9 protein-coding genes are annotated in these 12895 nt (G+C 34.6%); 5 read left to right on the top strand and 4 right to left on the bottom strand.

Translation table 11 applies throughout. The features are described from left to right. Positions 1 to 32 precede the first annotated feature (32 nt). The gene (locus BZG02_RS14005; RefSeq protein WP_101262071.1) at positions 33 to 1805 is read left to right on the top strand and encodes an aminopeptidase P family protein; all 1773 of its coding nucleotides are present in this window, start codon (positions 33 to 35) and stop codon (positions 1803 to 1805) included. A 35-nt stretch (positions 1806 to 1840) separates the two neighbouring features. Here the strand turns inward: BZG02_RS14005 and BZG02_RS14000 are convergent, their stop codons facing one another. From BZG02_RS14000 to BZG02_RS13985, 4 genes are all read right to left on the bottom strand, one after another. Then, positions 1841 to 2251, bottom strand: coding sequence for a secondary thiamine-phosphate synthase enzyme YjbQ (locus BZG02_RS14000; protein ID WP_101262070.1), 411 nt, complete (start codon positions 2249 to 2251; stop codon positions 1841 to 1843). Between the two features lie 132 nt (positions 2252 to 2383). Beyond that, a complete protein-coding gene (locus BZG02_RS13995) occupies positions 2384 to 2824 on the bottom strand; it encodes a hypothetical protein (RefSeq protein WP_101262069.1) in 441 nt (146 codons plus the stop codon). A gap of 468 nt (positions 2825 to 3292) precedes the next feature. Beyond that, positions 3293 to 3718 (bottom strand): arsenate reductase/protein-tyrosine-phosphatase family protein, encoded by a 426-nt coding sequence (locus BZG02_RS13990; RefSeq protein WP_101262068.1) that lies wholly within the window; start codon positions 3716 to 3718, stop codon positions 3293 to 3295. An 81-nt stretch (positions 3719 to 3799) separates the two neighbouring features. Continuing rightward, complete coding sequence (locus BZG02_RS13985; protein ID WP_101262067.1) at positions 3800 to 5029, bottom strand: dipeptidase; 1230 nt, start codon at positions 5027 to 5029, stop codon at positions 3800 to 3802. A gap of 185 nt (positions 5030 to 5214) precedes the next feature. Between BZG02_RS13985 and BZG02_RS13980 the strand changes: the two genes are divergently transcribed. The 4 genes from BZG02_RS13980 (at position 5215) to rocD (ending at position 12809) form a co-directional block, all read left to right on the top strand. Next, positions 5215 to 7626, top strand: a complete 2412-nt coding sequence (locus BZG02_RS13980) for a TonB-dependent receptor (RefSeq protein WP_101262066.1) — start codon at positions 5215 to 5217, stop codon at positions 7624 to 7626. A gap of 57 nt (positions 7627 to 7683) precedes the next feature. Next, entirely contained in the window at positions 7684 to 9741 is a 2058-nt protein-coding gene (locus BZG02_RS13975; RefSeq protein ID WP_101262065.1) for a BatA domain-containing protein, read from the top strand. Positions 9742 to 9829: 88 nt separating this feature from the next. Next, on the top strand, positions 9830 to 11350 hold the full coding sequence (locus tag BZG02_RS13970; RefSeq protein WP_101262064.1) for an ATP-binding response regulator: 1521 nt from the start codon (positions 9830 to 9832) through the stop codon (positions 11348 to 11350). Positions 11351 to 11576: 226 nt separating this feature from the next. Then, positions 11577 to 12809, top strand: coding sequence for an ornithine--oxo-acid transaminase (gene rocD / locus BZG02_RS13965; RefSeq protein ID WP_281253695.1), 1233 nt, complete (start codon positions 11577 to 11579; stop codon positions 12807 to 12809). Positions 12810 to 12895: the final 86 nt, after the last annotated feature.

Genomic DNA, 12895 nt, shown 5'->3' with positions numbered 1-12895 from the left:
ATTTTAGCCCTTAAACAATTCGAAATCTAAAAATGACTGTTGCTGAGAGAGTAAACGCTTTGCGTTCTTTAATGCATGAAAAAAATATACATGCATACATTATTACTAGTTCTGATCCTCATATGAGTGAATACGTTCCAGACAAATGGACCACTCGCCAATGGATGTCAGGATTTACAGGCTCGGCAGGAACACTTGTCATTACTCAGGAAAAAGCAGGTCTCTGGACCGATTCCAGATACTTTTTGCAAGCAGAAACCCAGCTACAGGGAAGTGGAATTAAACTATTCAAAATGGGAACTGCAGGAACTCCTTCCCAAAACGAATGGTTATCCGAAGAATTACCTGTAAACCCAAATATTGGCTTCGATGGCACTTGTTATTCTGCGGCTCAAACCAGAGAGTTAAAAAACAAATTAGGAGATCTTGGAATTCATATTATTGAAGAATTTGACCTTGTTGATGAAATTTGGGTAAATCGACCAGCACTTCCAAACAATACTATTTTTGATCATGAAGTATGCTTTTCGGGTCAGAGCCGATATAGTAAGTTGATGAAAATCCGCAAAAAAATGGAAGAATGCGAATGCAACTTTCATTTCGTAGGTAGCTTAGACGATGTAGCTTGGATTTTTAACATTAGAGGAAGCGATATCGATTACAACCCACTTGCCCTAGCCTACGCCGTTATTGGAGTTGAATCGGCAACTCTTTATATTAGTGAAGATTATATATCTAATGAACTGATACAAAAACTAGCCGAAGATCAAATTTATATTGCTGATTACGCTCAGATTTTTAACGACCTACTTGAAATTCCTGGATCGGCAAGTGTTCTGCTTGATATTAACAGAACCAATTTGAATGTTTTCAGATCGATTTGTTCCAATATTGTCGAAAGAGAAAATCCTTCTCAGCTATTAAAAAGCATAAAAAACGAAGTGGAAATTGAAGGAATGAAAAATGCCATGAAAAAAGATGGCGTTGCTCTTACTCATTTTTACTATTGGCTAGAAGAAAATATTGGAAAAAATAAAATTACCGAATTCACGGTAATGAATAAACTCAAAGAATTTAGATCGTACCAAGAAAATTTTAAAGGCGAAAGCTTTGGAAGTATTGTTGGTTATAAGGATCATGGTGCGCATCCACATTACTCTACCACGCCCGAATCGGATGTGGAGATTAAGGCTGAAGGATTACTGCTTATTGACTCGGGAGCTCAATTCCTGGAAGGAACCACTGATATTACCAGAACCATTCCCATGGGCGAATTAAACGAAGAGGAGAAAACAGATTTTACTTTGGTTCTAAAAGGAATGATTCAATTGGCAATGGCTAAATTTCCGCAAGGAACACGTGGTTGCAATTTAGATATTTTAGCCCGTCAGGCTTTATGGCACAAGGGCAAAAATTACGGACATGGAACTGGTCATGGAGTTGGATGTTTTATGAATGTTCACGAAGGTCCGCAAAGTATTCGACAAGAAATTAAAGATCAGGCACTATTGCCGGGAATGATAACTTCTGACGAACCAGGGTTTTACCGCGAAGGACATTATGGAATTCGCCATGAAAACCTAATACTTTGTTGCCTTGAAGAAAGCACACCATTTGGAGAGTTCTTAAACTTTGAAACAATTACCTTGTGCCACTTCGAAACCAAAGGAATTATTATTGAACTACTTACCCCCGAAGAAAGAACTTGGCTGAATGATTATCATCAGAAAGTTTATGAGGCATTATCTCCCGAATTGGATGATAAGCATCAGAACTGGTTAAAAGAAAAAACCAAGAATATATAATATCAAAAACGCCTCATTAGTGAGGCGTTTTTTGTTTACGAATAGATGCTTGCCACCAAATTTCTTCGTCCGCCACTATTTCTAAACTCGCAAAGATAAATTCCTTGCCAAGTGCCTAAGTTTAATTGATGGTTGGTAATTGGAATGCTTAGTTCGGAACCAAGTAAAGAAGCTTTAATGTGAGCAGGCATATCGTCTGCCCCTTCCAAAATATGTGTGTAAAAAGATTTATTTTCAGGCACTATTCGATTCATGATGGCTTCGAAATCGACACGAACCGATGGATCTGCATTTTCGTTTATACTTAGAGCTGCTGAAGTGTGTTTTAGAAATAAATGAAGAATTCCTGTTTTAGGCAAAACCGGCAAATGCTTGTTAAGTTCCGAATCGATAAGGTGATAACCTCTGGCATAAGCTGGCAAAGAGATTTCTATTTGTTGAATCATAAAAGGTTTTTTACTATTTGTTTAGTACAAGATAATACAATCAAAAGAAAAAAATTCCCACAATTGGTTTTTTTAAGCCTTAAAAACATCCAATTATGGGAACTAACTTACAATTCGAAATCCCTAAAATAATTAATGACGAATACGAACATTTACTTTAACCGGCTTCTGTTCAAACACCTTCTTCACACAAGCAATCATTTGGTTTTCTGTCAAATGATCCTCCGACTCAATTTTACGAATACGATCTTTAAGCGTAACTTCTTTACTGATATGCTTTGCAAGGTGCACCTTTGTTTCAGCAGGTCCGAACAAATAAATTTCTTCAGCCTCGTATAAATGATCGGTAATCGCTTCAAAATAATGTTTCATTTGGTGCCGCCTCTTATGAGTTATTTTGGTTGCGGGATTTATAAACTGATTGCCCATACGAGAATAAGGTTTTGTTTCTCCTTTGAAACGCAATCTCGATTCAATATCGGATTCAATTTTATCAACTCTGGCTCCATTATCCTCAATCGTAATAATGTAGGCTTTTTCGGTATCTAACCAAACTCCAATGTTTTTTTTCATTTTCGTCTCCTTTTAATGAATTGAATTTAAACTAATTTGAAACAGTTTGTAAAGGGCAGGAATAAGAGAAGTACGATCTTGCTATAGAAAGCGGATTTTTATTGCACTATAAAAATGAATTATCATAGTCTATTTAGTATTACAAGCGTTTGTTCTTTAGAAGTAGATCTAATTAAATTTACGAAATTCCTAGCCTCTTGTCAAGTTTAAAAATGATACCAGAACACAATTCATACAATAATAAATCAAGCACTTACATTACAGCTCCTCTTAAAACATTACATTAAAAAAGAAGATCGTGAACATCAAAAACGAGTTTGAACTGTTTATAAACTAACTAAAATAGAGGCGCATACAATCAAAAAAAAACGGAATTCATTTCTGAATTCCGTTGTCTATTTAAATCTGTCTTAAACATTTAAAAACAGAATATAACCAATAAGCAGCTTATCAATAAAAACTAATAAATCAGCTTACAATTTGAAATTTATCTTGAACAAAGCTAAAGCAAATATCATCTACCGCATTACATATAGCATTATAAGCCTGCAACTTAACATTCTCCTCACCTTCCACATCCGCTGGATTAGGAAGCTCAAACAACAATACTTCAGGATTTCCATTCAAAGCAGGAAGCCTGTTCTCCACCTCTTTATCGAAACACAACACAAAATCAAAAGTATCCTGCGAAAGATCCGAAACTGCCTTCGACTTGTATTCCGGAATATCCATTACCGCCTCGGCCATTGCTTTTTGTGCCAATACTTGAATAGATCCTTTTTCCAATCCAGCACTCCATACCTCTAAATTTCGTTTGCCGTAATAGTTCAACCACTTTTCAGCCATTTGAGAACGAGCCTCATTTTTATCGCTTAACACCAATACTTTCTTCACAATTTGATCTTTTAAAATTAGCTGTTACAAATGTATCCTTTTGCTTACAAAGGAAATAAGTTACAAAACAGCAACAATTCATTATCCGGCTATTTTTTTACTCTTTGCATATGTTTCCACATCTTTAAAAACACGCATAAAGTTACCACCCCAAATTTTACAAATATCCTCTTCGGAGTAATTCCTCTTGACTAATTCTTTGGTAATATTCATCATCTGACTAACATCTGCACAGTCTTTTAAACCACCACCGCCATCAAAGTCGGTTCCTATACCTACATGTTCAATTCCCACCAAATTCACAATATGGTCGATATGATCTACTGCATCGGCAACCGTAGGCTTATCTTTTGGATAATCTATATGCATTTGGCGCCATTCGCCCCATAATTTTTCCTCTTCCTCTTTCGACATTTTTCCAGCATTCCGATATCGAGCACGTAACTCCAGCTCCTTTCGATAAGCAATAGTGGTAGTATCGGGAGCCTTCACGTAATCATCCAAAATACACATTTGTATCACGCCTCCATTTTTAGCCAACGCTTTTAGCATCTCATCGGTTAAATTTCTTGGATTATTACAAACCGCTCTTGCACAAGAGTGTGATGCAATTACTGGAGTTTTAGATAGTTTCAGCACATCAAAAAATGAACTATCCGAAATATGCGATACATCAATTAAAATTCCTAAATCATTCATTTCAGGCACCACCTTTTCGCCAAAAGAACTTAAACCATTAAACTCGGCACCATTTTTATCGGTAGATGAATCGCAAATATCATTATTCGAAGTATGACATAAAGTAATGTAACGAACCCCCAAATTAAAATACCTCTCCACCTCTAAAATATCTTTTCCGATAGGGAATCCATTCTCGAGCCCAATAAAAACAGCTCTTTTCCCTTCTTTTTCTATACGATATCCATCTTCAACCGACAAAGCAACTTCTGCTAAATTACTATGTTTATGACAAGCAGCATAAGTTGAATCAATTAATTCATTGGCCTTACAACGTGCTGCAAGAATGTTTTCATCCGTTCTTTCTCTTTGCGAAGTAAAGGCAGCAAAAAAGATTCCATCCAATCCACCTTCTTTCATCCTGGGAAAATCAACGCAAGTTCCTCCATTTGCAAAAGGATGAGAAATACTAATATCAAAATCCTTATCTAAAAGCTGATAAGGCGTATCCACATGAGTGTCAATAGTAAAAGCATCATTATGGATTTTTGCCACTTTTTGCTCCATACTTTCGCATGAGGACAGACTTATAACTAGACTAAGGAACAAGCCTGAGAAATAAACTTTTTTCATATGTTATTCAATTTTCGGTTATAGAATAGGTAAAGATAAGGTCCTTATCTAAAAAAAAGATGATTCTGCTTTTTTTTTATATTTTATGAAAACTATTCCTATATTTAGAATGGCTTTTGCATCTTAATAATTTAGTAATTGCAATTATTTTTCCGACAATAAAACTTAACAGTCTGTATTCCATTATGGTTCAATCAATATATCGATTTATTCTTTTAATAAGCATATTGCTTCCCTTCCAATTAAAAGCACAACAACATGCTATTATCAAAGGAAATATAACTGATGATAAACAAAATAAAATTTCTGGGGCTCATATTCAAATTGAACCTATCGCTAAATACACTACCAGCGACACAAATGGAAATTATACAATAAAAGTACCCTCCAATACAAACATCACCTTAAAAATATCGCATATTAGCTATCAAAACTTCGAGGCGAAATTTCAATTAAAATCAGGGGAAATAAAATCTTACAACCATATATTACAACTAAAACAGGAACAACTAAAAGAAGTTGTTGTTGCTTCCCAAGAATCCATTTCCAATAAGAATATTAGTATTGGAACGAAACAACTAGAACTGCTACCTGTAACAGGAAGTGGTGCGGTGGAACAGATAATAAAAACCCTGCCGGGAGTAAGTTCTAACAATGAGTTAAGCTCTCAATACACTGTTCGTGGTGGTAATTTCGATGAAAATTTAGTGTACATCAACGACGTTGAAATATACCGTCCCAATTTGGTTCGATCCGGTCAGCAAGAAGGACTCAGTGTTATTAATCCCGATTTAGTTTCATCCATTCAGTTTTCTTCGGGAGGATTTGATGCTAAATATGGAGATAAACTCTCATCGGTATTGGATGTAAAATACAAAACACCTACGAAATTTGAAGCCTCTGCGGAAGCTAGTTTACTAGGTAGTTCTTTTCATTTTGCCAATAGCAGCAAGAATAGCAAACTAAGCTATTTAGCGGGTATTCGATACAAAACAAATGAATATCTACTTAATTCATTAGACACGAAAGGAGAATACAAACCAAATTATACCGATGTTCAGGCGATGCTGAATTACCGTTTTTCCAACTCGTTAAGTCTGCATTTGTGGGCAAGTATGAGCCGAAACAATTACAATTTTAAACCCGAAACCCGAAATACATCATTTGGGACTATTAGTGAGGCGCTGCAACTTAAAATTTATTTTGAAGGTAAAGAAAAAGACAAGTATGAAACCAACCTTCAAGCACTTACCTTAAAATTTCACCCTAACAGCATATCCTTGTATCGTATTATTGCAAGCAGATACGAAACCACCGAAAAAGAAACTTTCGATATTATGGGACAGTATTACCTGAGCGATTTATTTGTATCGCAAGGAGGAAATTCATCGGAAAGTCTTGAGAATATAGGAGTGGGCACATTTATAGATCACGCGAGAAATAAACTGAGTAGAAATGTTAGTACCATCGACCTAAAAGGGGATCACAATATCGACGATTTATTTATTCAATGGGGAGTTGGAGGAAAGCACGAAGAAGTAGATGATCGGATAAATGAATGGCAATATCAGGACTCAGCAGGCTATTCGGTTCCTGTTTCCAATTCAGGAGTTGTACTTGCCTACACAAGAAATGCAACGAATAAAATTAATAGCAATCATATTACCTCTTTTGGACAAGCTACCTATGTATTTCAAAACAGTAAAGGTGAATTTCAGCTCACCGGAGGACTAAGATATCATTTCTGGGATTATACGAATGAGAGTTTCTTCTCTCCCCGCGCATCCGTTGATTATATTCCAAATTGGGAAAAGAAGGTTAAATTTCGATTTTCCTCCGGATTTTATCAACAAACCCCATCGTACCGAGAAATGCTAAATTATAATGGAAAGATTAACCCAAACGTGAATCTACAAAAATCGATTCACTATGTTTTAGGGCAAGAATATTTCTTTCAAGCATGGAATCGTCCGTTTAAATTCTCCAGCGAATTATATTATAAAGATCTAAAGTCATTAACTCCTTATGACATTGAAAATGTTCGAATTAGATATTATGCAGATAAAAAATCGAAAGGCTATGCCACAGGTTTAGATTTAAGAATTAATGGTGAATTTGTTCCTGGAACCGAATCGTGGGCAAGTTTATCGATAATGAAAACTGAAGAAGATATAATTGGTGATGAGTTTGGTTATTTGCCTAGACCAACTGATGAAAGAGTTAATTTTGCGATGTTTTTTCAAGATTACCTGCCAAACAACCCCTCCTACAAAATGCATTTAAGTTTATTTTACGGTGGAAAGTTGCCGGTATGGACACCTAAAAAAGGAAAAAACGGGGATAGTTTTAGAATGCCAAATTACAGAAGAATTGATTTGGGATTTTCGAAAGTCTTAGTGGATGAAAACACCGACTTTAAAAATGGTTTGTTAAAACATTTTAAATCGATGTGGATCAGTCTGGAAGTTTTCAATGTTTTGGATATAAATAATACCATATCCTATTTATGGATTAATGATGTATCGGGAAATCAATATGCAATTCCCAATTACCTTACATCCAGAAAAATTAACCTGAAGCTTAGTGCTAAATTCTAGCCAAAAGCCTATTAATCAGGTAGAAAATTTGTGCAACAATACAAATAAAGCGTAAATATGTTTCATTTTTTACATCCAGAGGTTCTTTGGGCGTTAACCGCTCTCCTGCTTCCTATTATCATACATCTTTTTAATTTTAAGAGGTATCAAAAAATATACTTCAGCAATTTAAAATTTCTTAAAAATCTGAACGTTGAAAACAAACGTCGTTCAAAAGTAAAAAGGTGGTTACTTCTCGCACTTCGACTTCTTGCCCTTGCCTGCATTATTATTGCCTTTGCACAACCTTACCTGCCCAACAACAATCTAGATAATAACACATTACAAAACGAAAACTTTTCAATCTATATCGATAATTCATTTAGTATGAATGCCGAAACAGAAAGTGGCAATGCTTTAGAAATTGCAAAAAACAAAGCCATTGAATTAATCAACAGCTTTCCTAAACATTCCAAAATTAGAGTTTACAATAATAATTTCTTTTCTTTTTCATCCAATTTAAACACGCAACAAGCCATAGCACGAGTGATGGATATAAATCCATCTCCAATTCCTGTGGTTCTTTCAGAACAACTGAAAAAGATACAAATTAATAATACAACGAATACTTTTCACCTATACGTATTCTCCGATTTTCAGAAAACACAAAGTGATATAGAAAATATCGAAAATAACTCCAGCTGTTCCATCACATTTTTACCCCTTTCGGTTCAACGATCGAACAATTTACTAATTGATTCCTGTTGGTTCGAAAAACCTTATCATCAAATTAAGCAAAGCCAAGAGCTTTTTATTAGAGTAGTAAATACCTCGAACCAAAACTATGAAAAAATACCCATTAAACTAAGTATTAATGATACTACTAAATCCATTTCCAATTTCGATATTGAAGGAAACTCAAGCAAAATACTAAGCCTAAAATATGTGAATCAAAGGGCAGGAATTTACCAGGGAATGATTGAAATTAATGACTTTCCTATTACCTACGACAACAAATTCTACTTCTCGTATATAATTAATAGTAAGATTCAGATTCTGGCCATAAATCAAAATGAACCCAATAAATATCTAAACAAATTATTTACAGGAACAGAAACATTTGAATTTAAAAACCTTGATAAATCAAGTATTTTCAATGAAAATCTGGATACCTATCAATTACTTATTTTAAATGAAATTGAAGAGATAGAGAGTGGATTTAATCAGGTAATTAAAAATTATCTTCTCGAAGGAGGACCCATTCTATTTATACCTGGCAATCAATACGATAATTCGGTAAATTTATTTTTAAATGAAATTTCGGCTCCTCAATTCATGCAAATAGATTCGAGCAAACAACGACTCTCTAGCCTTGAGTTAAACTCCGAACTTTACCAAAATGTTTTTGAAGAAGTAAAAAACGACGCTAGACTACCTGATATTTACAAGCATTATAAATTCAACAACTCAACCAATAGCTTAGTAGAAAATATCTGGAAAACACAGGGTGGCAATAATATCTTCACGAAAACAAAATATGAAAATGGAAATTTTTATCTGTTAGCAATGCCATTAAATCCTAAATGGACGAATTTAATTACCCATCCATTGTTTGTACCAACATTTATTAACTTAACACGCAACAGTAGTAATAATCACTCTTTATATTACACATTGGGTGCTCAAGAACCTATTAAAATAAATTCATCACTTAGGCATTCCACTAAAGAACCATTTCATCTTATCAATAAAAAAAATCAGACCGATCTAATCCCCAATCAGGAAAATAACTTCGACAAAGGAATACTTCTCTATCTTGGCGACGAAATCGCTCAGGCTGAAAACTATTTTATAAGTAGAAATGATTCATTAGTTTATTCCTGCTCTTTGAACTATTCACGAGTAGAATCGGATCCAGAACATCATAGTTTAGAGGAGATTGAAACAATATTAAAATCGCATAATTTATCTATTTTACTTATTTCTCCTGAAAAAATGAAACTATCTGGTTTCTATAACGAACAAAGTAATGGTAAACAGTATTGGAAGCTTTTTGTACTACTCTGTCTGATCTTTTTTATTTCAGAAACACTATTAAATAGAAGTAACTTATGGAAACCTTCCAGAAATACATAAGTGTAAATTTAACAAGAATATATCAACCTTTAAATAAGTAACTTAGAAAAATAAATATACACATAACACAAGAATACCTCTCCAAACCATGAAACTTGATACCTCTCTACAAATAAGACAATTAGAAAAAATTCATCGGATAGCAGGTATAGGCTATTGGGTGTATGCCTATAACTCCAATAAAATGTGGTGGTCCAATATCACCTATTCTATTTTAGGATACGACAAGCAAGACATCAATCCAAGCCGACAAAACTTCCTTAAACACCTCCATCCTGAAGATCTTGAATTCTTTCTAACTTCTTTGGAACAAATGAAAAAACAATTGATAGAATTTGAGTTTCGTTTTTTTAAAAATGGAGAATTAAGACTTGGTAAAATCACAGGAGAAGTGTACTCTGACGATTTAGACGGACTAATAGAAGAAGTTCTTTTTCAGGACATTACAGAAATTAAAATTAAAGAATATGAAATTGAAAAAGCCTGGCACAAAGCGTTGGAAGCTGAAAATTTAAAAAATTCTTTTCTCGCAAATATGAGTCACGAGTTAAGGACTCCCTTGAACTCAATAATTGGGTTTTCGGAACTATTAGAAACCAGTAGTCCTAACGACAGCGTTCGCAAATTTGCTTCTACAATAAAAGGATCAGGGATACAATTATTGCATATTATTGAAGACTTACTAAAAGTTTCCATGCTAGAAAGTCGTGTATCTAAACCTATTAAAAGAAATTTCCACTTAAATCAAATGCTTTTAGACATTAAAAACATTAGCCAATTACAACTAAAAACAAACAACAAGGAACATATCCAAATCAATTTTAATTTTGAATTGTCCCCCACAAATGACATTATAAAATCGGATCAAATAAAGATCAGAACTATCTTTAAAAACCTAATAAACAATGCCATAAAGTTCACCGAAACCGGTAGTATTACTTGTGCTTACAAAATAATAAAAGACACCATTCACTTTTGGGTTACTGATACCGGTGTTGGCATTCCCTCAGAATATGAGAATAGGGTATTTAAACGTTTCCAACAAGCCGATGAATCTGGACTAAAGTACTATGGAGGCATGGGCTTAGGCATGTATATTTCTCGGCTTGAAGTTGAATTGCTAGGCGGAAAAATTTGGTTTGTATCCGAAAAAAACATAGGAACAACAGTCAACTTTTCCATTCCAAACATCTTAACATCAAACTATCAGCACGAAGAAACCCCGATTACAAACAGCTACAATTGGGAAAATTACACGGTAATCATTGCCGAAGATCAAATCACCAATTTTAAAATCCTTGAGGCCTATCTGTTAAAAACAAACATTAACATTTTATGGGCTAAAAACGGACAAGAGGTGATTGATACCTGCATTCAAAATCCAGAAATAAATATTGTATTAATGGATATTAATCTACCCATAGTAAATGGATTAGAGGCAACTAGAGCTATTAAAGAAAAAAGACCCAACCTAACTATTATTGCACAAACTGCATTCGCCTTAGTTGGCGACAAAGAAAAATCACTTCAGGCAGGTTGTTCGGACCATTTACCAAAACCAATAAGTAAAAGTGATCTACTAGAATCGATGGCTAAATTTCTCCCATAAATCGAACAGACTGTATTTATGGGGAGAGTAGCTAAATCTTCTAATCATAAAATTATAGTTATTTTAACACATCGCCTTATGATAAAAGTCACTTTTAATATTTATTTCGAATACAGGACTAAAAAACACCCCAAAAGAGTTGGTTTATAAAAAAATAATTGCAAATTTGACCTACAGGATTTTAAGAGTTTAATCCGAATTAATAAATCTTTTAAACATTGTAATTATGACAAATGCAACAACATCCATGACTGCGAAAGATTACATGGAGAAGGAATCCAATTTTGGTGCTCACAACTACCATCCACTTCCAGTAGTTCTTGAACGTGGAGAAGGTGTATATGTTTGGGATACTGACGGGAAAAAATATTTCGACTTTCTTTCAGCATATTCTGCGGTGAATCAAGGTCATTGTCATCCAAAAATTGTAAACGCATTAATAGAGCAAGCTCAAAAACTTACTCTTACCTCTCGTGCTTTTTACAGCAATAATTTGGGGAAATATGAAGAATTTGTAACTAAATATTTCGGATACGACAAGGTATTACCTATGAATACAGGTGCCGAAGCCGACGAAACAGCTCTTAAATTAGTACGTCGTTGGGGATATGATGTAAAAGGTATTCCCGATAATGAAGCAAAAATTATTGTTTGCGATGGTAATTTCCACGGACGAACAATTACAATAATCTCTATGTCGACTGATCCAGATTCTTACAAAGGTTTTGGACCGTTCACTCCGGGTTTTGTTGTTATTCCTTACAACGATGTTAAAGCGTTGGAAAAAGAGCTGAAAGATCCGAATGTTTGTGCATTCCTAGTAGAACCAATACAAGGCGAAGCTGGAGTTTACGTTCCTGGAGATGGATTCTTAAAGAAAGCTTTTGATCTTTGTAAGGCAAACAATGTACTATTTGTTGCAGATGAAGTGCAAACTGGTATTGCTCGTACTGGTAAATTATTAGCTTGTGACCATGAAGGTGTGCGTCCTGATGTTTTGATTCTTGGAAAAGCAATTTCAGGCGGTGTAGTTCCAGTATCTGCAGTATTAGCCGATGATGAAATTATGCTTTGTATCAAACCAGGAGAGCATGGATCTACTTTTGGTGGAAACCCAATTGCATGCGAAGTAGCAATGGCTGCATTAACTGTTATTAAAGAAGAAAAATTAGCTGAAAATGCTGAAGCAATGGGAAAAATTTTCCGTGAAGAATTACAAGCAGTAAAATCAGACATGATTGAATTGGTTCGTGGAAAAGGTTTACTTAACGCAATAGTTATTAAACCAAAAAATGGAAAAACAGCCTGGGATGTATGTATCCGCTTACGCGATAACGGAATGCTTGCTAAACCAACTCATGGTCATATTATCCGATTTGCTCCTCCATTAACAATAAACGAAACACAATTACGAGAAGCTATTGAAATTATTAAGAAAACAATGGCGGAATTCGAATAAATAATTGGATCATTCTTACTCTACCATAGTCCGATCGTCGGACTAGTAGTGATACGATTGTTAGACTTTAAAAAACGGGCTTTCCA

The organism is Labilibaculum filiforme, assembly GCF_002843315.1.
Lineage (GTDB): Bacteria > Bacteroidota > Bacteroidia > Bacteroidales > Marinifilaceae > Labilibaculum > Labilibaculum filiforme.
This window is presented reverse-complemented; position numbering and strand designations above follow the sequence as displayed.

Bases quoted from the DNA above. Each gene is read 5' to 3' on its own strand.
- BZG02_RS13995 (WP_101262069.1), bottom strand. From the start codon at position 2,824: ATGAAAAAAAACATTGGAGTTTGGTTAGATACCGAAAAAGCCTACATT.
- BZG02_RS13975 (WP_101262065.1), top strand. From the start codon at position 7,684: ATGTTTCATTTTTTACATCCAGAGGTTCTTTGGGCGTTAACCGCTCTC.
- BZG02_RS14005 (WP_101262071.1), top strand. From the start codon at position 33: ATGACTGTTGCTGAGAGAGTAAACGCTTTGCGTTCTTTAATGCATGAA.
- BZG02_RS14000 (WP_101262070.1), bottom strand. From the start codon at position 2,251: ATGATTCAACAAATAGAAATCTCTTTGCCAGCTTATGCCAGAGGTTAT.
- rocD (WP_281253695.1), top strand. From the start codon at position 11,577: ATGACAAATGCAACAACATCCATGACTGCGAAAGATTACATGGAGAAG.
- BZG02_RS13970 (WP_101262064.1), top strand. From the start codon at position 9,830: ATGAAACTTGATACCTCTCTACAAATAAGACAATTAGAAAAAATTCAT.
- BZG02_RS13980 (WP_101262066.1), top strand. From the start codon at position 5,215: ATGGTTCAATCAATATATCGATTTATTCTTTTAATAAGCATATTGCTT.
- BZG02_RS13985 (WP_101262067.1), bottom strand. From the start codon at position 5,029: ATGAAAAAAGTTTATTTCTCAGGCTTGTTCCTTAGTCTAGTTATAAGT.